The sequence below is a fragment of the Allobosea sp. FW305-C-101 genome, assembly GCF_058783685.1.
This window is the reverse complement of record NZ_JBYSYT010000015.1, coordinates 16,063-39,948: the sequence shown is the minus strand read 5'-3', so window position 1 is coordinate 39,948 and position 23,886 is coordinate 16,063. Positions and strand designations below refer to the sequence as shown.

Below are 23,886 nucleotides of genomic sequence, written 5' to 3'. Positions count from 1 at the left end.
GTCAGGCGACCGCCGTCTCGGGCTCGGCCTCGATCACGCCGGAGCGTAGCCGGACCGTGCGTTCGCAAAGCGCCGCGAGCGAAAGGTCGTGGGTGACGAGCACCAGCGTGGCGCCGCGCTCGCGCTTGAGGGCGAAGATCAGGTCGACGATCGAGCGGCCAGTCGATTCGTCGAGATTGCCGGTGGGCTCGTCGGCGACGAGGATGGCCGGGTCCGGCGCCACGGCACGCGCGATGGCGACGCGCTGCTGCTCGCCGCCCGAGAGCTGGGCCGGATAATGGTCCATGCGATGGCCCAGGCCGACATTGCGCAGTTCAGCCTCGGCGCGGGTGAAGGCGTCGGGGTGGCCGGCGAGTTCCAGCGGCAGGGCGACGTTCTCGCGCGCCGTCATGGTCGGGACGAGGTGGAAGGACTGGAAGACGATGCCGATATGCCGGCCGCGGAAGATCGCGAGCCCGTCCTCGTCGAGGGCGCCGAGATCCTGCCCGGCGACCTTGACGAGGCCTGAATCGGGGCGTTCCAGCCCGGCCATGGTCATCAGCAAGGTCGACTTGCCGGAGCCGGAGGGGCCGACGAGGCCGGTCGCCTCGCCGTCGGCCAGCGACACCGAGACGCCCTTGAGGATATGGACGCGGGCGGCGCCACGCCCCAAACTCAGGTGGACATCCTGCAACTCGATTGCCGAAGCGGCCTTCTCGCTCATCACACCATGATCCCGACTTATGTTTCCATCGCCAACCCCGCTCGCACCGAATCGCGCCCCGAGCGGGGCGGAACCACGGCGCGGCGCGGTCTGCGGCCATATGGGCGCGGCTTCACGCTTGTCCAATCGGCTGCGACGTTTTTCGTCGCTCTCACGCTGTTTCTCCTGGGTTCCCTCGTCATGGCCAATGCCCAGCCCTCCAACACCAATCCCGACGCTGCGAAGCCGCTGAAGCTCGTGGCCTTCGGCGATTCGTTGTCGGCGGGCTACAATCTGCCGAGCAGTGCCGCCTTCCCGGCCGTGCTGGAGCAGGCCTTGCGCCAGAAGGGCCTCGCTGTCGAAATCGTGAACGCCGGCGTCTCCGGCGACACGACGCAGGGTGGGCTCGAGCGGCTCGACTGGTCGGTGCCTGAGGGGACCGACGGCGTCATCCTCGAACTCGGCGCCAACGATGCTCTGCGCGGCGTCGACCCGTCCGTGACCCGGAAAAACCTCGAGGCGATCGTCGCCCGCCTGAACGAGCGGAAAATCCCGGTGCTGCTGGCGGGCATGTATGCGCCGCGCAATCTCGGCGAAGATTATGCGAAACGCTTCGATGCGATCTATCCCGAGCTTGCGAAGAAGCATGGGCTGGTGCTTTACCCGTTCTTCTTGGAAGGCATCGCGGGTGACCGCGCCCTGAACCAGGCGGATGGGCTCCATCCCACGGCCGAGGGCGTCGCCGTCATCGTCCGGACCATCCTGCCGACGGTCGAGCGCTTCATCGCCACCTTGCCGCCCAGGTCCTGATCCGCCTGCGGGTTCTCCGCTTGCGTATCCCCGATTCTTGCATTGCCGCCTGCCGGCCCCCGCTTCCGGAGTTGCTTCGCCATGGAATACCGCCGCCTCGGACGTACCGATCTCAAGGTCTCGGTGATCTGCCTGGGAACCATGACCTGGGGAGAGCAGAATACGGAAGCCGAAGGCCATGCCCAGATGGACTATGCCATCGAGCAGGGCGTCAATTTCTTCGACACCGCCGAGCTTTACGCGATCCCGCCGAAGCCGGAGACGCAAGGGTCGACCGAGCGGATCATCGGTAGCTGGTTCAAGGCGCGGAAGAACCGCGACAAGGTCATCCTGGCGTCGAAGGTCTGCGGGCGCGGCGGCAATACCTGGTTCCGCGACGACAAGAGCCCGACGCGGGTGACGCGCAAGCAGATCTTCGAAGCCGTCGACAAGAGCCTGCAGCGGCTGCAGACGGACTATATCGACCTCTACCAGCTGCATTTCCCCGAGCGGCCGATGCCCTGGGGTTCGAATCCGACGCGGTTTGTTAGGGATGCCTATGCGTCGGCGGCCGACGAGACGGGCATTGCCGAGCAGCTCGACGCTTTCGCCGAGGTGATCAAGGCCGGCAAGATCCGCCATCTCGGCCTCTCCAACGAGAGCGCCTGGGGCACGATGCGCTTCGTCGGGGATTCGGAGGCGCGTGGCACGCCGCGGGTGCAGTCGATCCAGAACGCCTACAACCTGCTGAACCGTACCTTCGAGACGGCGTTGGCCGAGGTCGCGCTTCACGAGGATGTCGGGCTGCTCGCCTATTCGCCGCTGGCGCAGGGCTATCTCACCGGCAAGTATCTCGACGGCGCCCGTCCGGCGGGTGCGCGCACGACCCTGTTCGATCGCGGCCAGCGCTACCAGACGGAAGGCGCCGAGGCGGCGATCAAGCGCTATGTCGCGCTCGCCCGCGAATCCGGGCTCGATCCGGCACAGATGGCGCTCGCCTTCGTGAACAGCCGCTCCTTCGTCACCGCCAATATCATCGGCGCGACCACGATGGAGCAGCTCAAGACCGATATCGCCTCGATCGACGTGAAGCTTTCGGCGGAGGTGGAGGCGAAGATCGACGCGATCCATCAACTTGTCGGCAATCCCTGCCCCTGAGCAGGCGCGCGTCATTCTCGGGCGAAGCAAGGCTTCGACCCGAGAATCTCTGCCGGAAGAAGGCGCCTTTCCTTCCAGAGATGCCCGGGTCAAGCCCGGGCATGACGAGCCAGCGGTCGGCGCGCTTCACGCAAAAACAATTCCCCTAAGCCGGCTTCCTGCTCTACCGTCTCGCCAGAGTCACAATCGCTTGGCAGGGATTCGCTCATGCCGAGGCTGTTCATCGCTCTGGAAATCCCCGCCGAGGTCGCGACCGGGCTGACATTGCATCGCGGCGGATTGTCGGGTGCGCGCTGGATCGAGCCGGCCGACTATCACATCACCCTGCGCTTCCTGGGCGATGTCGACCGCCGCATGGCCAACGATATCGACTACATGCTCTCCGACCTCACGGCCTATCCGTTCGAGGTCACGCTCGATGCGCTCGGGAGCTTCGGCGGCGACAAGCCGCGCGCGCTGTTCGCACGGGCGCAACCCAGCAAGGCCCTGACCGATCTCCAGGCCGATCTCGAACGGCAGATGCGGCGGCTCGGCCTGCCGGCGGAGGCGCGCAAATTCGTGCCGCATGTCACGCTGGCGCGCTTGCGGGACACAACCCCTGTCGAGCTCGCGCATTTCCTCAGCCAGCACCCGATCGTCCGTCCGTTCACCTTCGCCGCCCGCCGGGTTGCGCTGATGTCCTCGCGTGATTCGACCGGGGGTGGACCCTATGTGCTGGAGGCGGCCTATCCGCTCGGCCCTTCCTACCCGAATCGCCTGTCACGGGAGATGCGCCGATGACGCGGCCGAAGCGGCTTTCGCCCGAGGCACAGGCCGAAGCGCTGGCGACCCTGACCGGCTGGAAGCTCGTGCAGGGGCGCGAGGCCATCGCCAAGCGTTTCGTCTTCCGCGATTTCAGCGAGGCCTTCGGCTGGATGACCCGCGTCGCGCTATTGGCCGAGGCGATGAACCATCATCCGGAATGGTCGAATGTCTATCGCACCGTGGACATCACGCTCGCGACCCATGACGCGGGCGGCCTGACCGAGCTTGACGTCAAGTTGGCCAAGGCGATCGACGCGCTCGCCAGCTGAAGCGGCTCATCCCTCAGGTTTCCACCCGCAAGCCCTGAGCGCCGCCAGCATATGTGGGGGTGGCGGTGCCTCGACGCGGACCGGATCACGCTTCTTGTAGAGCGGGATCGTGATCGCACGGGCATGGAGCTGGAGGCCCGGTCCGCCTTCGCGCGGGGCATCGCCATAGATCTCGTCGCCGAGCATCGGCCAGCCCGAGGCCTGGCAATGGACGCGCAACTGATGCGTCCGCCCGGTCAGCGGCTCCAGTGACATCCAGGCGAGCGGGCCATGCTTGCTCTCGCCCCGCCCGAGGACGCGATAGCGGGTCTGCGAGGGCAGGCCGGCCGGATCGACCTTCATCCACCAGCCGCGCTCGGGCGAGCGCTTGGCCAAGGGCAAGTCGATCAATCCTTCGTCTTCCGCAGGGCTGCCCTGCACGATCGCCCAATAGGTCTTGTCGATGCGACCGTCACGAAACATCTGGTTGAGCTCGGCCATGGCGCGGGGATGCCGGCCGAGCACGAGGCAGCCGGAGGTATCCTTGTCGAGCCGGTGGGCGGCTTCCGGCTTGCGCGGCAGGCCGAAGCGCAGCGCATCGAGATAATCGGTCAGGACCGGGATGATGCGACGCTTGGCCTGCGGGCCGCGATGCGAAGGCAGTCCGGCGGGCTTGTCGATGACGAGCATCATGGCGTCGCGATAGAGCAGCGGCACCGGCAGTTCGGCGTCGTTATGCCCGTCAGGGTGCGAATTTTCTGGTCGGTCCGGCGTTGCCATGGCATTGCGCTAGCGAAGCCGGCCCGGCGGCGCAACCAAAGATGCCCGCCGAACCGAAGACAGGACGACGATGAGCGAAACCGAACCGAAAAAGCGCGGCTTCTTTTCGAGGCTGTTCGGACGCGACGAGGAACCGGCCAAGCCGGCTCCCGCCCCGGAGGCGGTGACCGAGCGGGGTGTCGAGCCCGTCGAGGAGCTGAAGCCGGAGGTCGAAGAGGCTGCTCCTGCGGCTGTCGAAGCGGATGCGCTGGTCGTCGAGGCGCCGGTTCCGGGGCCCGTCGCGCCGTCCGTTCCGGTCGAAGAGGTCGCGCCTCCGGCCGAGCCGGAGCCGGAACCCGAGGTTGTTGCCGTTGCGCCGTCGGCGCCCGCTTCTGCTCCTGAACCAATTGCCGCCCCGGCGCCGCAGCCGAAGCGGAGCTGGTGGCGGCGCCTGACCGAGGGGCTGTCGCGGACATCCTCGGCGCTGACGACGGGGATCACCGACCTCTTCACCAAGCGCAAGCTCGATGCCGGCACGCTCGAAGACCTGGAAGATATCCTGATCCAGGCCGATCTCGGCCTCGCGACCTCCGCCAAGATCGCGAAAGCGGTTGGCGACGGCCGCTACGACAAGCAGATCGACCCGGCCGAAGTGAAGGCGATCCTGGCGCGCGAGGTCGAGACGATCCTTGTGCCAGTCGCCCAGCCGCTCGCGATCGACGTCACGAAAAAGCCGTTCGTGCTCCTGATGGTCGGGGTCAATGGCTCCGGCAAGACCACGACGATTGGCAAGCTCGCGGCGAAATTCCGCGCTGAGGGCAAATCCGTGATGCTCGCGGCCGGCGATACTTTCCGCGCCGCGGCGATCGAGCAGCTCAGGGTCTGGGGCGAACGCACCGGGGCCGAGGTCGTCTATGGCCAGCAGGGCGCCGATGCGGCGGGCCTTGCCTTCGAGGCGCTGCAGAAAGCCAAGGCGAACAATACCGACGTGCTGCTGGTCGACACGGCCGGCCGGTTGCAGAACAAGCAGGGATTGATGGACGAACTCGCCAAGGTCGTGCGCGTCATTCGCAAGCAGGACCCGAGCGCGCCGCATGCGGCCCTGCTCGTGCTCGACGCGACCGTCGGCCAGAACGCGATTTCGCAGGTCGAAGCCTTCCGCGAGACGGCGGGCGTGACCGGGCTCGTCATGACCAAGCTCGACGGCACGGCGCGCGGCGGCATCCTGGTGGCGCTGGCGGCGCAGTTCGGCCTGCCCGTGCATTTCATCGGCGTCGGCGAGAGCGTCGAGGATCTGGAGCCGTTCTCGGCGCGTGATTTCGCGCGGGCCGTGGCGGGATTGGGAGAGGCGGCGTGAGCGAGACGGTGCAGCAACCGGCCGAGGCGGCAGGCAAGGGCAAGGCGGTCAATCCGCTGCTCAAGCTCGCGCTGGAATTCGGGCCGCTGGCGATCTTCTTCTTCGCCAATTCCTATGGCGACCGGCTGTTCGGCGTGGCCGAGGACCGGCGCATCTTCGTCGCGACCGGCATCTTCATCGCGGCATCGCTGATCGCGCTCGCGCTGTCGCGGGCGCTGTTGGGCTATCTGCCGCGGATGGCGATCGTGAATGCCATCGTCGTTACGGTGTTCGGCGGGCTGACGCTGGCGCTGGACGATGCCTTCTTCATCAAGGTCAAGCCGACCATCGTGAACGCGCTGTTCGGCTCGGTGCTGCTCGGCGGGCTGTTCTTTGGGCGCTCGCTGCTTTCGCTGGTGCTGGAGACGGTGCTGCAGCTCGATGCCGAGGGCTGGCGCAAGCTGACCTTCCGCTGGGGCCTGTTCTTCTTCGTGCTGGCGGCGATCAACGAGGTGGTCTGGCGCACGCAGACCCAGGATTTCTGGGTCGCCTTCAAAGTCTGGGGCGTGATGCCGCTGACCATGGCCTTCGCCTTGGCGCAGACGCCGTTGATCCTGAAGCACGAGATCAAGCCGGCGAAGACGGACGAGTAAGCTCCGGTAACCTCCACGCTGTCATCCCGGGCGGAGCGAAGCGTAGACCCGGGATCCATTCCAGAGCGCTTCCGGTAGAGGTTCAGGCATGGATCCCGGATCGGCGCCGCTGACGCGGCTTGTCCGGGATGCCGGCGGTGGTTTTGAATTACTCTTGCCATTTGGCAATATTATCTCCATTTTATGCCAAATGGAGAGCAATGCCATGACCGGCCTGCTGCGCATCGAGACGGCCCAGCGCGATTTCGTCCCTGATCCGATCACGGATGATGAGGCCGCCGCGATGTTCCGCGCCGCGGTGAACCTGTTCCGGCTCTGGCGGATCACCGACGAGGAAGCGGCGGTGCTGATCGACCTGCCGGTCAGGAGCTATCGGCGCTGGAAAGCCGGCGATATCGGCCGGATCTCGCGCGACGGCAAGGCCCGGCTCTCGAACCTGATGGGCATTCACAAGGCGCTGCGCCTGATCTTCACCGAGCCGCAGCGCGGTTATGACTGGATCAAGCGGCCCAATGCCGATTTCGGCGGCAAATCGGCTGTTGATGTCATGCTCGGCGGCGAATTGACCGACCTGATGCGGGTGCGGCGCCTGCTCGATGCCGAGCGGGGCGCCTGGTGATCGATCCGGCGAGCCTGCCGGTCGCGGAGATCGAATGGCGCGGCGCGGTTCGGATCATCCGCAGCATCTTCCCGCCGATCGATCTGTTCGAGGATATCGCCGACCCCGCCGATTGGCCTTTGCTGATCGCGGCCGAGCAGAAGACCAATCCGCGCCTGATGGAGACGATCGGCAATCTCGATCTGGTGCCGGCGGAGCGGCGCGTCTCAGGGCCGGGCGCGAGCTGGCTGATGGCGCCCTTCACCCATGTCAGCCCGGACCGACCGAGCCGTTTCAGCGATGGCAGTTTTGGCGTGCTCTATGTGGGGGATCGCTTCGAGGTGGCGCTCCTGGAGACGATCCACCACCACGCCCGCTTCATGCTGGCCACCGCTCAGCCGCCGGGCTGGACCTCGCAATTCCGCGAGATCGTGCTGGAGGTCGACGCGGAGCTTCACGATATCAGGCCGCTCGGGGCCGAAGCTGCGCCGGTGCTCGACCCCGCCGACTACACGGCGAGCCAGGCGCTCGGCATCGGCTTGCGGGCGCTCGGTTCGGCCGGCGTCGCCTATCCAAGCGTGCGCTGCCCCGGTGGCGAGTGCGCCGGGCTGTTCTATCCCGATGGCGCGAGGCATCCCGTTCAGGGCCGGCATCTCGACTATCACTGGAACGGCACGCGGGTGGACCTCTACCGGGACCGCAGCGCCGGCGAGGTCTATCGCATCGTCTGAAGCCTATTTCGGCGCGAGGCGGATGGCGCCATCCAGGCGGATCGCAGTGCCGTTCAACATGTCGTTCTCGATGATGCTGCGGGCGAGCGCTGCATATTCCGCCGGGCGGCCGAGGCGCGAAGGGTGTGGTACCGAGACCGCCAGCGAGGCTTTGGCATCGTCGGGCAGGCCGGCGAACATCGGGGTTTCGAACAGGCCAGGCATGATCGTGACGATACGGATGCCGACGCTGGCGAGATCGCGCGCGATCGGCAGGGTCATGCCGACGACGCCGGCCTTGGAGGCGGCATAGGCGGCCTGGCCGATCTGGCCGTCCTCCGCCGCGACCGAGGCCGTGCAGATGATGACGCCGCGGCTGCCATCCTCGGTGATCGGATCGAGCCCGGCGAGTGCGACCGCCGATTTGGCGATGACGCGGAAGGTGCCGTTCAGGTTGATCGCGACAGCCTTCTCGAAGGTGGCGAGGTCATGGGCGACGAGCTCGCCGGTGTCGCGCTTCTTCGAGACGACGCGGCGACCGGGCGCGATGCCGGCGCAGTTGACGATGATGCGGGCGACGCCATGGGCGGCGCGGGCCTTGGCCAGCGCTTCATCGACGGAACCCTCGCTCGTGACGTCGCAGAGGGCGAAGACGCCGCCGATCTCTTTCGCGATCGCCTCGCCGCGCTCGGCGTTGAGGTCGAGCAGTGCGACCTTTACGCCCTGGCCCGCCAGCATGCGCGCGGTCGCCTCGCCGAGGCCGGAGGCGCCGCCGGTGACGATGGCGGCAAAGGAGGAATCGAGTTTCATGGCGCGTTTCCCGTCAATCTTGTTCTGACAGCCGGTTTAGAGGGCGTTTCGCACTGTTCCAAGCGGGTTTTCGGAACCGCCTCTTGTGCAGGATTGCGCCGGGGCCATCTTTCGACATGGCGCGCCGATTATGGTTGCGCGATCATCGGCGTCATCGAACGTCAAGGAGTAAGACAGGGATGAGCGAGGGGTTCAGCGCAAGCTTCAGCCGTGAGGAGATGGAGGCGATCCGCAAGAGCCTGCGCGACGAGGCGAAGTTCGGGTCCGATTTCATGGCCCGGCTCAAGCGTGTCGCGAAGCGTATTCCGTTTGCCGAGGATTTGCTGGCGGCGTGGTTCTGCGCGCGCGATCCGGCGACGCCGCGGCGCGTGCGGATGACGCTGCTCGCCGCGCTCGGCTATTTCGTGCTGCCGATCGATGCCATTCCCGACATCATGCCGCTGCTCGGTTTCACCGACGACGCGGCAGTGATCGCTGCGGCGATCGCAGCCGTTGCCGGCTCGATCACGATCGAACATCGCGAGCGGGCCAGGAAGGCGATGGCGGAGCTGTAAGCGTCCGTCAGAGCGTCAGGACGATCTTGCCCTTGGCCTTGCGGTCGGCAATCAGCGCATAGGCTTCGGTCCAGCGTTCGAGCGGGATCGTGGCGTGGACATGGGCGCGGATATGGCCGCCCGCCGCCCAGTCCAGCAGGCGTTCCATATTGCGGCGATGGCCGGCCGGATCTCGCGCGACGAACTGGCCCCAGAACACGCCGCGCAGGTCGCAACCCTTGAGCAGGAGCAGGTTGAGCGGGATTTTCGGAATCTCGCCGCCGGCAAAGCCGACCACGAGATAGCGTCCTTCCCAGGCCATCGAGCGCAAGGCCGGCTCGGCCAGTTCGCCACCGACCGTGTCGTAGAGCACGTCGACGCCGCGGCCCTCGGTGAGCTTCTTCAGTCCGGCGCGGATATCGTCGCGGGCATAATCGATCTCCTCCTGCGCGCCGTGCTCGCGGGCGAGCGCCAGTTTGTCGGGCGAGGAGGCGCAGGCGATGACATGGGCGCCGAGCAGGGCGCCGATCTCGACCGCCGCGAGTCCCGCCCCGCCGGAGGCGCCGAGGACGGCGAGCGTCTCGCCCGCTTTCAGTCCGGCGCGCTGGATCAGCCCGTGCATGGCGGTGCCATAGGTCACGAAGAGACCGGCCGCTTGCGCATCGTCGAGCCGCTCGGGAATGCGGATCACCTGATCGGCGGAAACCGCGACCTTTTCACGCGCCGCACCGTAACCCAGCCAGGCCGCGACGCGTTCGCCGATCTGCCAGCCGGTGACGCCCTCGCCGATGGCGGCGATGGTGCCCGCGCATTCGGCCGAGGGCGAAAAGGGGAAGGCAGGCTTGGTCTGGTAACGGCCCTGAATGATCAGCGTGTCGAAGAAGTTGAGGGCGGCGGCCTTCACCGTGATGACGACCTCGCCGGGGCCGGGTTCCGGATCGGGCAGGTCGCGGATCGCCAGTTCCTCGGCCGGGCCGTGATGGTCGCAGAGCAGGGCTTTCATCGTTGATCCGCCTTCGTCGTCGCTGGATCTGATTCTGGCATGGCCGGAGACGGCGCGGAACCGCCCCGCCGCCATTCGTATTTTCGCCAGGATCGTGACACTCTATGCCGCCGTCCCCGCGTGAGCGCGCCTGATCAACAGGTGGTAAACGCGGTATTAAGTTTTTTAGTGACTGATGGCGGTCCATGATCAGCTCGTTCCTCCGCACCTCCCGCGCCGCTGCCCTCCGTTCTGCTCTTGCTGCCACCCTCGCGGCGGGCGGCATCGCTGTGCTGTTGCTGCCGACAGGCGCAGCCGCCCAGCAGCGCGCCAAGCCCGCTCCGGCCGCAGCCGCTGCTGCCGCCAGTCCCGGCCAGGGCCAGGCCATGCTGCTGGAGACGGCCGGCAAGTGGCAGGCCTTCTCATCCCAGCAGGGCCGCTCCAAGGTCTGCTACGCCCTGTCCAAGGCCGAGACCCGCATTCCCACCAATCTCAAGGATGTCGAAGGCCTGCTCTTCGTCTCCAGCCGGCCGGGCGAGGGCGTGCGCAACGAGATCAGCTTCGTGATGAATTTCGACCTCAAGGAAGGGGTCGAGCATCAGGCGATCATCGGCAACGAGCGCTTCGCGCTGGTCGCCAAGGGCCAGAACATGTGGCTGAAGAACCCGGCCGAGGAGCCGCGCATGCTCGACGCGCTGCGCCGTGGCTCCGGGCTTGAGATCAAGGGCACGTCGAAGCGCGGCAACCCGACCAGCGACAAGTACTCGCTCGCCGGCATCAGCCAGATCGTCAAGCGGGCCGAGGACGCCTGCAAGTAAGGCGCGGATAGCGATATCGAGGTCGAGCCCGAAGGCTCGTCATGCCCGAGCTTGACCCGGGCATCTCATGCCGGAAGTAGCTCTCTGCGCCTACGTATCCGGAGATTCTCGGGTCTGCGCTTCGCTCCGCCCGAGAATGACGACGGGGCTCGATTTCCGATTTCCGCCGAATTGTGCTAGGGAGCCGCGAAATCCCGCGCCTTCCCTGATGGGCGACGACAGAGCTCCGATGACCGCATCCGTTCCCGCTACCGCCGCTCCGGCGGCTGAACCCGTTTTGCGACGCCTCTCGCTGGTCGGGCGCACACGCGCCGGCCTGCTTGAGGCCCTGGCCGAGATCGGCGTGCCCGAGAAGGAACGGCGCATGCGCGTCGGCCAGCTCTGGAACTGGATCTATCATTACGGCGTGCGCGATTTCGACGCGATGACGACGATCGGCAAGGGGCTGCGCGGAGAGCTCGCCGAACAGTTCTCGCTCGACCTGCCGAGCGTCACGGCCGAGCAGGTCTCGACCGACGGTACCCGCAAATGGCTGATGCGCATGCCCTCGACCGGCCCGCATGATCGCGGCGCCGAGATCGAATGCGTCTATATCCCCGAGGTCGATCGCGGCACGCTCTGCGTCTCCAGCCAGGTCGGCTGCACGCTGACCTGCACCTTCTGCCATACCGGCACGCAGCGCCTGGTGCGCAACCTCACAACCGAGGAGATCGTCGCGCAGGTGATGGTGGCGCGCGACCGGCTCGGCGATTTCCCGAACCGCAAGGCGCCCGACGGCGCCTTCGTGCCGAACGATGGCGGACGCTTCGTCTCGAACATCGTCTTCATGGGCATGGGCGAGCCGCTTTACAATTTCGACGGCGTGCGCGACGCGATCGGCGTGATCACCGACGACCAGGGCCTGTCGCTCGGGCGCCGGCGCATCACCGTTTCGACCTCGGGCGTGGTGCCGCAGATCGGCCCGCTCGGCGAGGAGATGGGCACGATGCTGGCGATCTCGCTGCATGCCGTGCGCGACAACCTGCGCAACGAGCTGGTGCCGCTCAACAAGAAATACCCGATCAAGGACCTGCTCGAGGCCTGCCGGAACTATCCGGGCCTGTCGAACGCGAAGCGCATCACCTTCGAATACGTCATGCTGAAGGGCGTGAACGATTCCGATGCCGAGGCGCGCGAACTCGTCCGCCTGCTCAAGGGCATCCCGGCCAAGATCAACCTGATCCCGTTCAATCCCTGGCCCGGCACGAAATACGAGTGCTCGGACTGGGACCGGATCGAGCGCTTCTCCGAGATCGTCTTCCGCGCCGGCTATGCCTCCCCGGTGCGCACCCCGCGTGGCCGCGACATCCTCGCCGCCTGCGGCCAGCTCAAGAGCGAGACGGAGAAGCTCTCCGCCCGCGCCCGATTGATGCTGGACGAGGCGCAGGCCGACGCTCCCGCGGTTGCGGCGGAGTAAGCCTTGCTGCGCTGGATTCTGCTGATCCCGTTCGCCTGCCTCGTTGCGATGGGCGCGGGCGTGGCCTTCCTCGCCATGGCGAGCGTCGCCTCGCCGGCCGTGGCCATGCTGATCGGCGGCGGCATCGAGCGATTGATCGATATCCTGTTCGGCCTCGCTGAGAGCGGGGTCGATCCGGCGCCGGCCGCTCAGGCCGCCTTCGCCCTGATCGGCAAGCTCGGGATGGCGATCATCGTGGCGCCGGTGGTGCTGGTCGCGGTCGGCAGCGAACTCTTCCGCCTGCGCAGCGGCCTGCTCCAGAGCGGCTTCACCGGTTTGCTGGCCGCGCTGCTGCCGCTCGCGATGCTCCGGCTGTCGCGCGCGCCGAGCACGGCCGAGATCCAGATCATCTCCGGCCTCTTCCTGGTCGGCGCGGCGACGGGCTTCGTCTACTGGCTGATCGCCGGACGCGGCGCTGGTGGCGAGCGCCCGGCGCAGGCTTAACGCCTTTCAATCGCCGATCGCGACGCCTTCACGGCGGCCATCGGCACCGCCCAGGAAGCCTTCCGACGTCTTGACGATGGCCTGCGTGCCCGAGGTCATTTCCAGCAGGCGGACCTCGTGGCCCTTGGCCTCCAGCGCGGCCTTCCAAGCTTCGGCTTCCGTGCCCTTCTCAAGCTCGGTCGGGCCGTTGCGGCTACCGAAATTGCCGAAATCGACGGCCTGTTGCGGGTCCATCTTCCAGTCGAGCAAGGCGACCAGCGTCTTGCCGACATAACCGATGATCTGGCTTCCGCCGGGCGAGCCGACCACGGCGTAGAGCCGGCCGAAGGCATCGAAGACCAGCGTCGGGGCCATCGAGGAGCGCGGGCGCTTGCCGGGCTCGACGCGGTTGGCGACGGGCTTGCCGTCCTCCTCGGGTGCGAAGTTGAAATCGGTCAATTCGTTGTTGAGCAGGAAGCCGCCCTTGGTCATCAGGCGCGAGCCGAAACCGTCCTCGATCGTCGTGGTCATGGCGACGGCGTTGCCGTCGGCGTCGACGACGGAGATATGGCTGGTGCCATTCTCGATGCCGTCGGAGGGGGCGAGGAGCTGCGCCCGCCGATGCGGCGGGTCGCCGGGCTTGGCGCGGCCCATCGAGCGCTCGGGGCTGACCAGCCCGGCGCGCGAGCGGATATAGTCCCGGTCGATCAGGCCGCGTACGGGCACGCTGATAAAGGCGGGATCGGCGAGATAAAGCGCGCGGTCGGCGAAGGCGAGACGGCCGGCCTCGGTAAACCAGTGGGCGGCGTCGGCGCCCGGCCCCATGCGGCGCAGGTCCTGGCCTTCGAGAATGCCGAGCATCTGCTGGAGCGCGACGGCGCCCGAGCTCGGCGGGCCCATGCCGCAGAGGCGCCAGATCCGATAGGGGCCGCAGACGGCCTCGCGCTCCTCGACCTTGTAGGCGGCGAGATCGGCGAGCGTGATGTCGCCGGGATTGGTCGGGTGGCTGGTGACCGTCGCGACGATGTCCTCGGCGATCGCGCCCTTGTAGAAGGCTTCCGTGCCCTGGGATGCGACGGCGCGCAGCGTCGCGGCGAAGGCCGGGTTCTTCAGGACGGTGCCGACCGCCTTTGGCTTGCCATCCGGCTCGTAGAAATAGGCGGCGGCCAGCGCGTTCCTCGGCAGATCCTTCTCGCCTGCGAGCAGGCCGTTGAGGCGCGGCGATATCGCGAAGCCTTCCTCCGCCAGCTTCAGGGCCGGTGCGACGACATCGGGCCAGGGCAGCTTGCCCCAGCGGCGATGGGCGTCTTCCAGCAATTTCAGCGTGCCGGGCACGCCGACCGAGCGGCCGCCGACCACGGCCTCCTTGAACGGCATCGGCTTGCCGTCCTTCATGAAGCGGTCGGGCTTGGCGGCGGCCGGCGCGGTCTCACGGCCGTCGAGCGTCGTCACCTTGCGGCCGGCCTCGTCCCAATGGACGAAGAAGGCGCCGCCGCCGATGCCGGAGCTCTGCGGCTCGACCAGATTGAGGACGAGCTGGATGGCGATGGCGGCGTCGGTGGCGCTGCCGCCGGCACGCAGGATGTCGCGCCCGGCCGTCGCGGCCAGCGGATTGGCGGCTGCGGCCATGAAGCGCTGGGCCGTTCCCAGCGACTTGATCGTCCGCCCGGTCGCGGCCTCGGGAGCCGGCGCTTGCGGTTGGGCGACGGCGATCTGGGTGGCGAGCAGGGCTGCGGGAACCGAGAGAAAGAGAGACAGGCGCATGGGCGAAGCTCCGGTGAGAAGCGCAGGATAGGCTATTCGTCGCGGCCTGACAGCTTGGATGGGCGGGCGCTGGCGGGTAAGGTCCGAATCGCTTGTTCTGACGTTGCCAAAAGGGGTTTTCGGCATGTCGATTGTGACTCATCTCCGCCGGCCGCTCACCTGGCTTGTCCTTGGCATGCTCGGAATCGTGTTGGCCGGTTGCGGTTACAACAACGTGCCGACGCTGGAGGAAAAGGCGAAAGCCGCCTGGTCCGAGGTGCAGAATCAGTATCAGCGCCGGGCCGACCTGATCCCGAATCTCGTCGAGACCGTGAAGGGCTATGCCGCGCAGGAGCGTGAGGTGCTGACCGCCGTGGTCGAGGCCCGCGCCAAGGCGAGCCAGGTCAAGGTCGATGCCTCGACCATCAACGACCCCGCGAAGTTCAAGGAATTCCAGGACGCGCAGAACCAACTTACCGGCGCGCTCGGCCGGCTGCTCGTCACGGTCGAGCGCTATCCGGAGCTGAAGTCCAACCAGAACTTCCTTGCCCTGCAGTCGCAGCTCGAGGGCACCGAGAACCGCGTCGCGGTCGCCCGGCGCGACTACATCCAGGCCGTGCAGGCCTTCAATACCGAGATCCGCACCTTCCCGGGCGTGATCTGGGCGAAGCTGTTCTGGGGCGCCAAGCCGATGGAGACCTTCACGGCGACTGCGGGTGCCGAGCGGCCGCCGGCGGTGAAATTCTGAGGTCGATCGGCTGAATCCGGTGGCAGTGACCAGCCCGTCATGCTCGGGCTTGACCCGAGCATCTCCTGCCAGAGATTCTCGGGTCTGCGCGGAGTTTATCCTTGGGCCGACCAAAGGTCGGACCCGAGGGCTTCGCCCGAGAATGACGCTCTGGCACGCGGCGGTATTGCTGCTCCTGCTGCTTTGGAGCAGCTTTGCGCTCGCGGCCGAACCGACCTACCCGGCCCTGACCGGCCGGGTCGTCGATGGCGCCAACCTGCTCGCGCCCGATATCCGGCAGAAGCTCGAGGACAAGCTCAAGGCGCATGAGGACAAGACCTCCGATCAGGTCGTGGTCGCGACCGTGCCCTCGCTGCAGGACGTCACGATCGAGGATTTCGCCAACGGGCTCTTCCGGCACTGGAAGCTCGGCGAAAAGGCCAAGAACAACGGCGCCCTGCTGATCGTCGCGCCAAAGGAGCGCAAGGTCCGCATCGAGGTCGGCTACGGCCTCGAAGGCGCGCTGACCGATGCGCTCTCCAAGGTCATCATCACCACGGCGATCGCGCCGAAGTTCAAGACCGGCGATTTCGCGGGGGGCATCGAGGCCGGTGTCGATGCCATCCTGACGATCCTCGCGGGCGATGCCGAGGAATGGCAACGCCGCGCCGAGGTGCGTTCGGACGAGAGCACGCTGGGCGAGGATATCGCCGTCATCATCGCGATGATCTTCATCTTCCTGTTCATCGTCGCCTTCCTGCGTGGCCTGAGCCAGCAGGGCGGCGCGCGCCGGCATCGCCTGCGCAACGGGCAATGGGTGACACTGCCGCAGAGCACGGGCTGGAGCACCGGTTCCGGGTCCGGTTCGGGCTGGAGCGGCGGCGGGGGTGGCTGGAGCTCGGGCGGCGGCGGATTTTCCGGTGGCGGCGGCTCCTCCGGCGGTGGCGGAGCTTCGGGAGACTGGTGATGGATGCAGCCGACAGGGACGCGATCGCGGAAGCCGTGCGCCGGGCCGAGAGCCTGACCGCGGGCGAGATCGTCGTGGTGATCGACCGGGCGGCGTCGAGCTATCGGAACGTCCCCGCGATGCTGGCGCTGACGCTGGCGCTGTTCGTGCCCTGGCCGCTGCTGTGGCTGACGGTGATGAGCGCGCCGCGCATCTTCCTGATCCAGCTGATCTGCGCTGCCGGCCTGCTGGCGAGCCTGCTCTGGTATGGCCGCGGCGGACGCTTCGTACCCGGCTTCGTCAAGCGCGGGCGTGCGCATGATGTGGCGCTGCGGGAATTCACGGCGCGCGGGCTGACCCGGACAAAGGGGCGCACCGGCGTGCTGCTCTATATCGCGCTGCAGGAGCGCTATGCCGAAATCCTTGCCGATACCGGCATCGACGGGCTGGTCGAGAAGGATACCTGGCGCGGCATCATCGAGCCGCTGCTGGCCGCCGCGCGCGAAGATCGCCTGACGGAAGGGTTGATCACCGCCGTGAGCTCGGTCGGGACGGTGCTGGCCCAGCACGTGCCGCCGGTGCCCGGCGATGTCGACGAGCTCTCGAACAAGGTGATCCTGCTATAGGCAGCGGCGCTTCCGATTCAGCGCTTCGCCAGTCCCTTGGCGGCGCCGAGGACCGCGCCGGGCATCATGTGGCCGTATTTGTTGGCGCGTTCGGCCTGGACGATCACGACATAGCCATCGGCCTCCGGCGCCTGCGTGGCGGAGAGCGGCGCGGTGACGGTCGCCTCCTTGCCGGTCCAGTCGCCCACACGCACCATGCCGCGCACGACATTGGCGTAGGTGAGCGTCCGGCCCTGGTTTTCGCCGCGCGTGATCGGTACCGCCGCCTGATGCGTGGTCGGCAGCACCCAGATGCCGGCGGTGGTCTCGCTCTCGCTGCCTGTCGGGGCGACCTTGATCTGGAGAGCGCCGTTCTCTTCCTTCAAAGCGATGCGAGCGGCGAATCCGGTGGTCGCGAACTGGTTCACCGCCTTTTCGATTTCGGGGCGTTCAGAGCCGATCGCATGGGCGGCGCCGTTGATCACGACCTGCGGGGTGTAGACCTGCCCGTCGCCGCGGGCCTTGGCATAGAGCTTCTGGCGCTTGGCGAAGGAATCCTTGCCGAGCGTGTCCTTCCAGCCGAGATAGTCCCAATAGGTCACCGGCAGGGTCAGGGCGATGAGCTCGGGGTCCTTGGCGAGCTCGACGACCAACGCATCGGCCGGCGGGCAGGAGGAGCAGCCCTGGCTGGTGAAGAGCTCGATCACCGCCTTGGGCGGCTTCGCCGGCGCCTGCGCGTGCGCGGTCGCCATGCCCAAGGCAAAGGCGGCAACGGTCGCTGCGAGATGGCGCGGGCGAGGAAACATGATCTGGACTCTGCGGACGACTTCTTTTCCTGAGGTTACCAAAGCCTGCAATCGGCTTGCGAGGGAAATCACGTTGCCTTGAAAACGGGCACGGTCGCGCTGGCGTGATCGAAGGCTTCGCGCGCTGCGGCCGAGATCATGTTGGGCCGCCAGCGGCGATGCATCCAGAGCCATTGCTCGGGATATTCGCGCACCCAGCCTTCCACCACGGCCGTCATCATCGCCATCGCGCCCTGCACATCGATCTCGCCATTGGCGTCGCGCGGCAGGTCGAGCGGCGGCGTCAGCTCCAGCCTAAAGCGGTGGTTCGGCAGGCGGATGACGCGCACGCCATGGACCGGGCATTCGAAGCGCTTGGCGAACTTGCCCATGATCGGGTTGGTCAGCGCGGGGCGGCCGAAGAAGGGCACGACGACGCCGCGGGTGAAATGCTGGTCGATTAGCATGCCGAGATGGCCGCCATTTTCCAGCACGCCCTGCATGGCGAAGGCCGCGCCCTGTTTCGCGGCCGCGAGCCCGCCCATCGCGCCGGAGCGAATCTCGTGGACGACGGCGGCGATCGCAGGGTCGTTGGGGGCGCGGAAGACGGCCGTGGTCTCCAAGTCGTAAGCCTGCGCGCAGATCGCCGGCAATTCCCAATTGGCGAGATGGGTCGAGAAGATCAGGCCGGGCTTCTCGTCGTCCTTGAGCGCAATGAAATGCTCGATGCCTTTGACCTCGACGCGCGAGGGCTTGTCGGGGTTGTGGTAGTCGTAGTCGAACAGCGCCTTGAGGTTGGCGTATTCGCCGGCGACGCGGCCGAGATTCTCCCAGGCGCCGCGCGCGATGCGCTTGACCTCGGCCTCGTCCTTCTCGGGGAAGGCGGCGCGGATATTGGCGAGCGCGACGCGGTTGACCGGGATCAGCGGGCTCGCGCTGCGCAGGAGCCAGCCGCCGAGATCGCTGGCGCGCTCGGGGCCGAGCATGCGCAGGAACGCGAACAGCGTCCGGATCACACCGATCATCGCCGCCGCGCCGATGCGCGCGGCGATTGCCTTCAATCGTCTCAAGGTCGGTCCTGCCTGAAACGCCCGTGCCGAGAGCAAGACCGGGCCTAAACGGGCGATCTGGGGCAGGAACGCGTCCGCGTCAAGTCTTTGACGGGAAACAGGTCCCCGTCAGAAGGCGATGACGACCTTGCCGAACACCTTCCGGCCCTCGATCCGGGCGAGGCCCTTCTCGAATTCGGCGAGTGGGAAGACCGAGTCGATCACCGGCTTCATGCCGCCGGCCATCTTCTCCAGCGATTGCGCGATGTTCTCGATGCGGCAGCCGAAGGAGCCGGCGATGCGGTACTGCTGCTGGAAGAGCTGCATCAGGTTGATCGTCGCCGAGGGGCCGGAGGTCGCACCGCAGGTGACGAGCCGGCCGCCGCGCTTCAGGCAGAGCAGCGAGCCGTTCCAGGTGTCGGCGCCAACATGCTCGAACACGACATCGACGCCCTTGCGGCCGGTGAGCTTGCGCACGACGCCCTCGAAGCGGTCCTCGCGGTAGTTGATGACGTGGTCGGCGCCCAGCGCCTTGGCCTTGGCGCCCTTCTCGTCGTCGCCGACGGTCGTGTAGACCGTGCAGCCGATCGCCTTGGCCATCAAGATCGCAGCCGTGCCGATGCCGGAGCCGCCGGCATGGACGAGCACCGATTCGCCGGGCTCCAGCTTCGCGTTGTCGAAGAGCATGTGCTGGACCGTGCCGAATCCGATCGGCGCGCAGGCGGCGTCCTCGAAGGAAACGCCCTTCGGCGCCTTGATGGTGAGGCGCGCCGGGCGGTTCAGCAATTCGCGGGCGAAGCCGTCGATATGGAAGCCCATGATGCCGGCGACGTTCTCGCAGAGATTGTCGCGGCCCTCGCGGCAGGCCTTGCACTGGCCGCAGGTATCGGCGCCATAGGCGGTGACGGTGTCGCCCGGCGCGAAGCCGGTTACGCCCTCGCCGACGCAGACGATTTCGCCGGCGGCCTCGACGCCGGCCGCTTGAGGCATCTTGCGCTTGGCGAAGGCCATGCCGCGGAAGCCCCAGAGGTCGAGATAGTTCAGGCCGACCGCCTTGATGCGGATCTGCACCTCGCCCGGAGCAGGCGGCGGCGGCGGCTCGATCTCTTCCAGGCGCAGGTCGCGGTCGCCGTGGAGCTGGAGGGAACGCATGAAAATCGACCTTTCAGAACAAACGGATCAGCGGTGAATGCCGAGCTGGGCCGTCAAACCGCCATCGATCGGCAGCACGGTGCCGCTGATATACGCGGCGGGCTCGCTCATCAGGAAGGCGGCGAGGCCGGCGACCTCTTCCGGCTTGGCGAAGCGGCCGGCCGGGATCTGCGCTTGCATCTTGTCGCGATAGGCGGCGTAGGGCGCCATCATGTCGGTATCGACGAAGCCCGGCGCGATCACGTTGACGGTGACGCCGCGCTTGCCGGTCTCGACAGCGAGCGTCTTGGCATAGGAGATCAGCGCGCCCTTGGACGCCGCATAGGCGGCATTGCCGGGATTGCCGCGCAAAGCCGCGACCGAGCCGATCGCGACGATGCGGCCGGAACGTGCACGGATCATGGCGCGCATCAGGCTCTTCGCGAGCCGGGTGAAGGCCCAGAAATTGACCTGCATCGCCGCCTCGGCCTTGTCCTGCATCATCATCGCGGCCAGCGAATCATAGGGCTGGCCGGCATTGTGGACGAGGCCGAAATAGCTTTCGCCCTCGCGCGCCTCGCAGAAGGCGTCGAGCGCGTCCTTGTCGGCAAGGTCGAGCGGCAGCGCGGTAATAGCGCGGCCGGGATGGCTCGTGGCGATCTCCTGCGCCAGCGCCTTCGCCTGCTCGGCGGAGGAGCGGAAGGTGAAGTCGACATCGTGGCCGGCGGCGGCGAGCGCGCGCACGATCGCGGCGCCGACGCCCTTGGCGCCGCCGGTGACGAGAATCTTGGTCATGCGGCCTCCGGAGGCGCCGTCAGCACGAGGCAGGTGTTCTGGCCGCCGAAACCGAAGGAATTGGAGATCACCGTCCTGACCTTCGCCTCGCGGGCCGTGTTCGGCACGACATCGAGCGCGATGGCCGGATCGGGGTTCACGTAGTTGATCGTCGGCGGGATCGTGCCGTTGGCGATGGTCATGAAGGAGATCACCGCCTCGACCGCGCCGGCCGCCGTCAAGGTGTGGCCGATCATCGACTTGTTCGAGGAGATCGGCAGGCTCGCCATGCGTTCGCCGAAGACAGCGGCGCAGCTCATCGCCTCCATCTTGTCGTTCTCGGGCGTCGAGGTGCCATGGGCGTTGATGTAGTCGACGTCGTCGGGCGTCAGGCCGGCATCGGCGAGCGCGTCCTGCATGGCGAGGATGGCGGGCTTACCGTCCGGGCTCGAACGCGTCCGGTGGAAGCCGTCGCCACGCTCGCCGCAGCCAGCGACGATGCCCAGGATCGTCGCGCCGCGCGCCAGCGCGTGGTCGTAATCCTCAAGGACCAGGGCGCCCGCGCCTTCGCCCATGACGAAGCCGTCACGGTTCTTCGAGAAGGGCTTGGCGGCGCTTTCCGGCGGATCATTCTGGGTCGAGAGGGCCGAGAGCAGCGAGAACCGGATCAGCGCCTCGGCATGGATCGAGCCGTCGGTGCCGATGCAGAGGGCGGCTTGCGTATCGCCGCGACGGATCGCCTCGACGCCCATCTGGATCGCGGTCGCACCGGAGGAGCAGGCGGTCGAGAGCGAGATCGGCGAGCCCTTGGTGCCGAAACGGTCGGCGATATGGTCGGCGACGCCACCGAAGACGAAGAGCTCGTGCATCGCCCGGAACTTGCCTGTGGCGGCGGCGCGCAGCAGACCGTCATAATCGACCTCGCCGGAGACGGCCTGGGCCATCTCCTGCTTCTGGGGCCATTCCATCTCGACGGGCGGTACCGCCATGAAGAGTTCGCCGGGGAAATCGCCGTCGGTGCCGATGCCGCTCTGGCCGACGGCTTCCTCCGCCGCGAGCGTCGCGAGCTTCTCGGAGAGCTGGGGGGCAGTGAACGGTCCGTCGAACAGGAAATCGACGGTGCCGCCGATGCTGGTCTTCAGGCCCTCGGTCGGGAAACGATCGATGCGGTGGATGCCGGATTTGCCAGATGTCAGGGCCTGCCAGTTGGTCTCCTTGCCCTGGCCGAGCGAGGTGACGACGCCGAGGCCGGTAACGGCGACGAGCGGACGGCCCTTGGCGTCGCGATGCGTGGTCATGGCTTTACCCTCACGCTTGAACGAGATGCGCGGCGCCTTCGCCACGCCAGTGGCCGGCGCCTGTGACGATCGCTTCCTTCGCCTGCCCGGCTGACAGGGCGATTGCCGCGAGTGCCACGGAAACCGGGAAAGCCGCCTCGACGCCATGGCCGACGAGATCGCCGGCCGCGATGCGCTTGGCGGAAGGAGCCGCGGCTGCGATGGCCGCCGCTTCCTCTCCGGTGATGCCGGCGCAGCCGGTCGCGGCGGAGATCGCGAGCGCCTCTGTGGCGACCGGGCCGAAGCCACCGAGCAGCGTGGTCAGGGCCGACTGGACCGTGCCAGCCTCGCGGCGGCTGCGGGCGGCGCCTGTGTGCTTAAGCTTCGCATAGGCCTTGGCGCCACGGGCGGCGGCGCGCTCGGCCGATTCCAGCACGAGGAAGGCACCGGCGCTGCCGGTGATCAGGCCCGGGGCGTGCTCGCGCGCGAAGACCGGCTTGAAATCGTCGCGGTGCAGATAGCCGCCGAGCTCGAAGAGCAGCAGCATGTCGCGGCGCTCGGCATTATAGGCGCCGCCGACGAGCATCAGGTCGGACTGGCCCGAGGCGATGCGGGCATGGGCGGTGCGGATCGCATCGACGCCGGCCTGCTCCTCGCCCATGAAGGTGCGCGACGGGCCGGTGACGCCGTGGACGATGGCGATGTTGCCGGCGAGCAGGTTGGAGAGCTGGGCCAGGAAGAGCGTCGGCCTGAGATCGCCCATCAGGCGCTCGTTGAGGAAGGCGCCGGTGTCGTTGGCGCCGCGCAGGCCTTCGAGAATGGCCGCATCGACGGCATGGTCGCGCTCGCCGCCCCCTGCGGCCACGATGACCTGCAGGGCGCTCTTCGCCTCGGCATCGTCTTTCAGGCCGGCGGAATCGAGGGCAAGCCCCGCGGTGTAGACGCCCAGCCGCTGCCAGGGCTCCATCTGACGCTGGTCGGATTTCTTCGGGATCTGCCTGTCGAGCTCCAGCGCCGCCAGCGGATGGAGCGGATAGGGCTTGAAGCCTTGGGTATCGACGACCGGCGGCCCGCCTGCGGCAAGCGCAGCGGCATGGGTCTCGACGCCTTCGCCGAGGCTGGAGGCGATGCCGATGCCGGTGATGACCACGTCGCGGCGGTTCATGGGGCAGGCTCCGGCTTCAGGCCGATGGCTTCGATGCGGCCTTGCATCAGCGCGCGCATATCGGCGGGGAATGGCATCAGGCGGAAGCGCAGTTCGGCATCGCAGATCGGCTTGCCTTCGCTGGTCAGCTTCACCTTGGTCGCGGCATAGCCGGAACCTTCGATCACCAGCTCGGCGCTGGCTTCCAGTTCGGTGCGGGGCTCGACGAAGGTGCGGAAGCGCGCCTTGTCGACCGTCATCAGGAACGGCATCTGCGAGAGCCCGTTGAGGCCGAGCAGGAGATAGCCCGAGGCCTGCGCCATGGTCTCGGTCAGGAGCACGCCGGGCACCAGCGGGTGGCCGGGGAAGTGGCCCTCAAAGACCGGGCTCTCGGCGGGAACGGTGGAGCGCGTCACGATGCGCTTCTGCGACGGATCGAAGGTCACGACCCTGTCGATCATGTCGAAATATTCGAGGCGCATGCGATCCTTGGCTCTATGGGCGCCAGAACGGCGCAAGGCCGCGACACGGATCGGTCGATCCGCGCAACGGCCCCTATGCTCTATCGGGAGCCGCGCGCCGGCTCAAGTCCGGCGGCGGCGGAAGGCTGTTACGCCTTCTTGGCAGCGACGAGATCGTCGATGCGCTTGCAGAGGTTCTCGAGCACGAAATACTGCTCGGCCGGGGCCTTGCCCTCGTTGACTTCCTGCGTCCACTGCTCAAGCGGCAGCTTGATGCCGAAGGCCTTGTCGATCGCGAAGGCGATGTCGAGGAAGGCCAGGGAATCGATGCCGAGATCTTCGATCGCGTGGCTCTGCGGGGTGATCTTCTCCCGCGGAATATCGCAGGTTTCGGAAATGATGCCGGCGACCGTCTCGAACGTGGCGGACATGCTGCGGGTGCTCCC

28 protein-coding genes are annotated in these 23,886 nt (G+C 67.2%); 15 read left to right on the top strand and 13 right to left on the bottom strand.

Features of this window, described 5'->3' with window-relative positions:
- Position 1: 1 nt before the first annotated feature.
- Positions 2–703, bottom strand: a complete 702-nt coding sequence (locus tag AC3WMA_RS26960; protein WP_336814626.1) for an ABC transporter ATP-binding protein — start codon at positions 701–703, stop codon at positions 2–4.
- 180 nt (positions 704–883) lie between these two features.
- Between AC3WMA_RS26960 and AC3WMA_RS26955 the strand changes: the two genes are divergently transcribed.
- The 4 genes from AC3WMA_RS26955 (at position 884) to AC3WMA_RS26940 (ending at position 3,702) form a co-directional block, all read left to right on the top strand.
- Positions 884–1,492, top strand: a complete 609-nt coding sequence (locus AC3WMA_RS26955; protein WP_492288330.1) for an arylesterase — start codon at positions 884–886, stop codon at positions 1,490–1,492.
- A gap of 81 nt (positions 1,493–1,573) precedes the next feature.
- Positions 1,574–2,629 (top strand): aldo/keto reductase, encoded by a 1,056-nt coding sequence (locus tag AC3WMA_RS26950; protein WP_492288329.1) that lies wholly within the window; start codon positions 1,574–1,576, stop codon positions 2,627–2,629.
- 207 nt (positions 2,630–2,836) lie between these two features.
- Positions 2,837–3,409 carry an RNA 2',3'-cyclic phosphodiesterase gene (gene thpR / locus AC3WMA_RS26945; protein ID WP_492288328.1) on the top strand — a complete coding sequence of 191 codons (573 nt, stop codon included), beginning with the start codon at positions 2,837–2,839 and terminating at the stop codon, positions 3,407–3,409.
- Positions 3,406–3,702 carry a 4a-hydroxytetrahydrobiopterin dehydratase gene (locus AC3WMA_RS26940; RefSeq protein WP_492288327.1) on the top strand — a complete coding sequence of 99 codons (297 nt, stop codon included), beginning with the start codon at positions 3,406–3,408 and terminating at the stop codon, positions 3,700–3,702. The genes thpR and AC3WMA_RS26940 overlap by 4 nt, the downstream gene beginning before the upstream one ends.
- 6 nt (positions 3,703–3,708) lie before the next feature.
- Here AC3WMA_RS26940 and AC3WMA_RS26935 read toward each other — a convergent pair whose 3' ends face one another.
- Positions 3,709–4,461, bottom strand: coding sequence for an RluA family pseudouridine synthase (locus AC3WMA_RS26935; RefSeq protein WP_492288326.1), 753 nt, complete (start codon positions 4,459–4,461; stop codon positions 3,709–3,711).
- A gap of 70 nt (positions 4,462–4,531) precedes the next feature.
- Here AC3WMA_RS26935 and ftsY point away from each other — a divergent pair, with 70 nt between their 5' ends.
- The 4 genes from ftsY to AC3WMA_RS26915 all read left to right on the top strand — a co-directional run bounded on the left by ftsY (position 4,532) and on the right by AC3WMA_RS26915 (position 7,758).
- The gene (gene ftsY, locus AC3WMA_RS26930) at positions 4,532–5,797 is read left to right on the top strand and encodes a signal recognition particle-docking protein FtsY (protein ID WP_492288325.1); all 1,266 of its coding nucleotides are present in this window, start codon (positions 4,532–4,534) and stop codon (positions 5,795–5,797) included.
- A complete protein-coding gene (locus AC3WMA_RS26925; protein ID WP_492288324.1) occupies positions 5,794–6,429 on the top strand; it encodes a septation protein A in 636 nt (211 codons plus the stop codon). The genes ftsY and AC3WMA_RS26925 overlap by 4 nt, the downstream gene beginning before the upstream one ends.
- Before the next feature lie 205 nt (positions 6,430–6,634).
- Complete coding sequence (locus tag AC3WMA_RS26920; RefSeq protein ID WP_492288323.1) at positions 6,635–7,048, top strand: MbcA/ParS/Xre antitoxin family protein; 414 nt, start codon at positions 6,635–6,637, stop codon at positions 7,046–7,048.
- Positions 7,045–7,758 (top strand): RES family NAD+ phosphorylase, encoded by a 714-nt coding sequence (locus tag AC3WMA_RS26915; protein WP_492288322.1) that lies wholly within the window; start codon positions 7,045–7,047, stop codon positions 7,756–7,758. Before AC3WMA_RS26920 ends, AC3WMA_RS26915 begins: the two co-directional genes overlap by 4 nt.
- Before the next feature lie 3 nt (positions 7,759–7,761).
- Here AC3WMA_RS26915 and AC3WMA_RS26910 read toward each other — a convergent pair whose 3' ends face one another.
- Positions 7,762–8,547, bottom strand: a complete 786-nt coding sequence (locus AC3WMA_RS26910; RefSeq protein WP_492288321.1) for an SDR family NAD(P)-dependent oxidoreductase — start codon at positions 8,545–8,547, stop codon at positions 7,762–7,764.
- A gap of 218 nt (positions 8,548–8,765) precedes the next feature.
- On the opposite strand from AC3WMA_RS26910, the gene AC3WMA_RS26905 reads away from it, so the two are divergent.
- Positions 8,766–9,101: a YkvA family protein gene (locus AC3WMA_RS26905; RefSeq protein ID WP_492288320.1), complete on the top strand. Its 336-nt coding sequence runs from the start codon at positions 8,766–8,768 to the stop codon at positions 9,099–9,101.
- A gap of 7 nt (positions 9,102–9,108) precedes the next feature.
- On the opposite strand, the gene AC3WMA_RS26900 is transcribed toward AC3WMA_RS26905, so the two are convergent.
- Complete coding sequence (locus AC3WMA_RS26900) at positions 9,109–10,083, bottom strand: NADPH:quinone oxidoreductase family protein (RefSeq protein WP_492288319.1); 975 nt, start codon at positions 10,081–10,083, stop codon at positions 9,109–9,111.
- A 185-nt stretch (positions 10,084–10,268) separates the two neighbouring features.
- Here AC3WMA_RS26900 and AC3WMA_RS26895 point away from each other — a divergent pair, with 185 nt between their 5' ends.
- The 3 genes from AC3WMA_RS26895 (at position 10,269) to AC3WMA_RS26885 (ending at position 12,819) form a co-directional block, all read left to right on the top strand.
- Positions 10,269–10,880 carry an invasion associated locus B family protein gene (locus AC3WMA_RS26895; protein ID WP_492288318.1) on the top strand — a complete coding sequence of 204 codons (612 nt, stop codon included), beginning with the start codon at positions 10,269–10,271 and terminating at the stop codon, positions 10,878–10,880.
- A gap of 229 nt (positions 10,881–11,109) precedes the next feature.
- Positions 11,110–12,336, top strand: a complete 1,227-nt coding sequence (rlmN, locus tag AC3WMA_RS26890; RefSeq protein WP_492288317.1) for a dual-specificity RNA methyltransferase RlmN — start codon at positions 11,110–11,112, stop codon at positions 12,334–12,336.
- Between the two features lie 3 nt (positions 12,337–12,339).
- Positions 12,340–12,819 carry a hypothetical protein gene (locus tag AC3WMA_RS26885; RefSeq protein ID WP_492288316.1) on the top strand — a complete coding sequence of 160 codons (480 nt, stop codon included), beginning with the start codon at positions 12,340–12,342 and terminating at the stop codon, positions 12,817–12,819.
- A 6-nt stretch (positions 12,820–12,825) separates the two neighbouring features.
- Here AC3WMA_RS26885 and ggt read toward each other — a convergent pair whose 3' ends face one another.
- Positions 12,826–14,562: a gamma-glutamyltransferase gene (gene ggt, locus AC3WMA_RS26880; RefSeq protein WP_492288315.1), complete on the bottom strand. Its 1,737-nt coding sequence runs from the start codon at positions 14,560–14,562 to the stop codon at positions 12,826–12,828.
- Positions 14,563–14,737: 175 nt separating this feature from the next.
- On the opposite strand from ggt, the gene AC3WMA_RS26875 reads away from it, so the two are divergent.
- The 3 genes from AC3WMA_RS26875 to AC3WMA_RS26865 all read left to right on the top strand — a co-directional run bounded on the left by AC3WMA_RS26875 (position 14,738) and on the right by AC3WMA_RS26865 (position 16,840).
- Complete coding sequence (locus tag AC3WMA_RS26875; RefSeq protein ID WP_492288342.1) at positions 14,738–15,289, top strand: LemA family protein; 552 nt, start codon at positions 14,738–14,740, stop codon at positions 15,287–15,289.
- Between the two features lie 142 nt (positions 15,290–15,431).
- Positions 15,432–16,235 carry a TPM domain-containing protein gene (locus AC3WMA_RS26870; RefSeq protein WP_492288314.1) on the top strand — a complete coding sequence of 268 codons (804 nt, stop codon included), beginning with the start codon at positions 15,432–15,434 and terminating at the stop codon, positions 16,233–16,235.
- Positions 16,235–16,840, top strand: a complete 606-nt coding sequence (locus AC3WMA_RS26865; RefSeq protein WP_492288313.1) for a TPM domain-containing protein — start codon at positions 16,235–16,237, stop codon at positions 16,838–16,840. The genes AC3WMA_RS26870 and AC3WMA_RS26865 overlap by 1 nt, the downstream gene beginning before the upstream one ends.
- 17 nt (positions 16,841–16,857) lie before the next feature.
- Here the strand turns inward: AC3WMA_RS26865 and AC3WMA_RS26860 are convergent, their stop codons facing one another.
- The 8 genes from AC3WMA_RS26860 to AC3WMA_RS26825 all read right to left on the bottom strand — a co-directional run bounded on the left by AC3WMA_RS26860 (position 16,858) and on the right by AC3WMA_RS26825 (position 23,871).
- On the bottom strand, positions 16,858–17,625 hold the full coding sequence (locus AC3WMA_RS26860; RefSeq protein ID WP_492288312.1) for a DUF1223 domain-containing protein: 768 nt from the start codon (positions 17,623–17,625) through the stop codon (positions 16,858–16,860).
- 68 nt (positions 17,626–17,693) lie between these two features.
- On the bottom strand, positions 17,694–18,674 hold the full coding sequence (locus tag AC3WMA_RS26855; RefSeq protein WP_492288311.1) for a lipid A biosynthesis lauroyl acyltransferase: 981 nt from the start codon (positions 18,672–18,674) through the stop codon (positions 17,694–17,696).
- Positions 18,675–18,782: 108 nt separating this feature from the next.
- Positions 18,783–19,805 (bottom strand): zinc-binding dehydrogenase, encoded by a 1,023-nt coding sequence (locus AC3WMA_RS26850; RefSeq protein ID WP_492288310.1) that lies wholly within the window; start codon positions 19,803–19,805, stop codon positions 18,783–18,785.
- 27 nt (positions 19,806–19,832) lie between these two features.
- Positions 19,833–20,579, bottom strand: a complete 747-nt coding sequence (locus AC3WMA_RS26845) for an SDR family oxidoreductase (RefSeq protein WP_492288309.1) — start codon at positions 20,577–20,579, stop codon at positions 19,833–19,835.
- Positions 20,576–21,856, bottom strand: coding sequence for a beta-ketoacyl-ACP synthase (locus AC3WMA_RS26840; protein ID WP_492288308.1), 1,281 nt, complete (start codon positions 21,854–21,856; stop codon positions 20,576–20,578). Before AC3WMA_RS26840 ends, AC3WMA_RS26845 begins: the two co-directional genes overlap by 4 nt.
- Before the next feature lie 10 nt (positions 21,857–21,866).
- Positions 21,867–23,000 (bottom strand): beta-ketoacyl-ACP synthase, encoded by a 1,134-nt coding sequence (locus AC3WMA_RS26835; RefSeq protein WP_492288307.1) that lies wholly within the window; start codon positions 22,998–23,000, stop codon positions 21,867–21,869.
- Positions 22,997–23,461: a 3-hydroxyacyl-ACP dehydratase FabZ family protein gene (locus AC3WMA_RS26830; RefSeq protein WP_492288306.1), complete on the bottom strand. Its 465-nt coding sequence runs from the start codon at positions 23,459–23,461 to the stop codon at positions 22,997–22,999. Before AC3WMA_RS26830 ends, AC3WMA_RS26835 begins: the two co-directional genes overlap by 4 nt.
- A 128-nt stretch (positions 23,462–23,589) precedes the next feature.
- Positions 23,590–23,871, bottom strand: coding sequence for an acyl carrier protein (locus AC3WMA_RS26825; RefSeq protein ID WP_047580420.1), 282 nt, complete (start codon positions 23,869–23,871; stop codon positions 23,590–23,592).
- Positions 23,872–23,886: the final 15 nt, after the last annotated feature.

Excerpts from the sequence above, each read along its gene's own strand:
- AC3WMA_RS26825 (WP_047580420.1), bottom strand. The coding sequence starts at position 23,871 with ATGTCCGCCACGTTCGAGACGGTCGCCGGCATCATTTCCGAAACCTGC.
- AC3WMA_RS26905 (WP_492288320.1), top strand. The coding sequence starts at position 8,766 with ATGGAGGCGATCCGCAAGAGCCTGCGCGACGAGGCGAAGTTCGGGTCC.
- AC3WMA_RS26870 (WP_492288314.1), top strand. The coding sequence starts at position 15,432 with ATGACGCTCTGGCACGCGGCGGTATTGCTGCTCCTGCTGCTTTGGAGC.
- AC3WMA_RS26940 (WP_492288327.1), top strand. The coding sequence starts at position 3,406 with ATGACGCGGCCGAAGCGGCTTTCGCCCGAGGCACAGGCCGAAGCGCTG.
- AC3WMA_RS26860 (WP_492288312.1), bottom strand. The coding sequence starts at position 17,625 with ATGTTTCCTCGCCCGCGCCATCTCGCAGCGACCGTTGCCGCCTTTGCC.
- AC3WMA_RS26935 (WP_492288326.1), bottom strand. The coding sequence starts at position 4,461 with ATGGCAACGCCGGACCGACCAGAAAATTCGCACCCTGACGGGCATAAC.
- rlmN (WP_492288317.1), top strand. The coding sequence starts at position 11,110 with ATGACCGCATCCGTTCCCGCTACCGCCGCTCCGGCGGCTGAACCCGTT.
- AC3WMA_RS26875 (WP_492288342.1), top strand. The coding sequence starts at position 14,738 with ATGCTCGGAATCGTGTTGGCCGGTTGCGGTTACAACAACGTGCCGACG.
- AC3WMA_RS26920 (WP_492288323.1), top strand. The coding sequence starts at position 6,635 with ATGACCGGCCTGCTGCGCATCGAGACGGCCCAGCGCGATTTCGTCCCT.
- AC3WMA_RS26895 (WP_492288318.1), top strand. The coding sequence starts at position 10,269 with ATGATCAGCTCGTTCCTCCGCACCTCCCGCGCCGCTGCCCTCCGTTCT.
- thpR (WP_492288328.1), top strand. The coding sequence starts at position 2,837 with ATGCCGAGGCTGTTCATCGCTCTGGAAATCCCCGCCGAGGTCGCGACC.
- AC3WMA_RS26845 (WP_492288309.1), bottom strand. The coding sequence starts at position 20,579 with ATGACCAAGATTCTCGTCACCGGCGGCGCCAAGGGCGTCGGCGCCGCG.
- AC3WMA_RS26850 (WP_492288310.1), bottom strand. The coding sequence starts at position 19,805 with ATGCGTTCCCTCCAGCTCCACGGCGACCGCGACCTGCGCCTGGAAGAG.
- AC3WMA_RS26910 (WP_492288321.1), bottom strand. The coding sequence starts at position 8,547 with ATGAAACTCGATTCCTCCTTTGCCGCCATCGTCACCGGCGGCGCCTCC.
- AC3WMA_RS26830 (WP_492288306.1), bottom strand. The coding sequence starts at position 23,461 with ATGCGCCTCGAATATTTCGACATGATCGACAGGGTCGTGACCTTCGAT.
- AC3WMA_RS26840 (WP_492288308.1), bottom strand. The coding sequence starts at position 21,856 with ATGACCACGCATCGCGACGCCAAGGGCCGTCCGCTCGTCGCCGTTACC.
- AC3WMA_RS26950 (WP_492288329.1), top strand. The coding sequence starts at position 1,574 with ATGGAATACCGCCGCCTCGGACGTACCGATCTCAAGGTCTCGGTGATC.
- ggt (WP_492288315.1), bottom strand. The coding sequence starts at position 14,562 with ATGCGCCTGTCTCTCTTTCTCTCGGTTCCCGCAGCCCTGCTCGCCACC.
- ftsY (WP_492288325.1), top strand. The coding sequence starts at position 4,532 with ATGAGCGAAACCGAACCGAAAAAGCGCGGCTTCTTTTCGAGGCTGTTC.
- AC3WMA_RS26900 (WP_492288319.1), bottom strand. The coding sequence starts at position 10,083 with ATGAAAGCCCTGCTCTGCGACCATCACGGCCCGGCCGAGGAACTGGCG.
- AC3WMA_RS26955 (WP_492288330.1), top strand. The coding sequence starts at position 884 with ATGGCCAATGCCCAGCCCTCCAACACCAATCCCGACGCTGCGAAGCCG.
- AC3WMA_RS26865 (WP_492288313.1), top strand. The coding sequence starts at position 16,235 with ATGGATGCAGCCGACAGGGACGCGATCGCGGAAGCCGTGCGCCGGGCC.
- AC3WMA_RS26835 (WP_492288307.1), bottom strand. The coding sequence starts at position 23,000 with ATGAACCGCCGCGACGTGGTCATCACCGGCATCGGCATCGCCTCCAGC.
- AC3WMA_RS26960 (WP_336814626.1), bottom strand. The coding sequence starts at position 703 with ATGAGCGAGAAGGCCGCTTCGGCAATCGAGTTGCAGGATGTCCACCTG.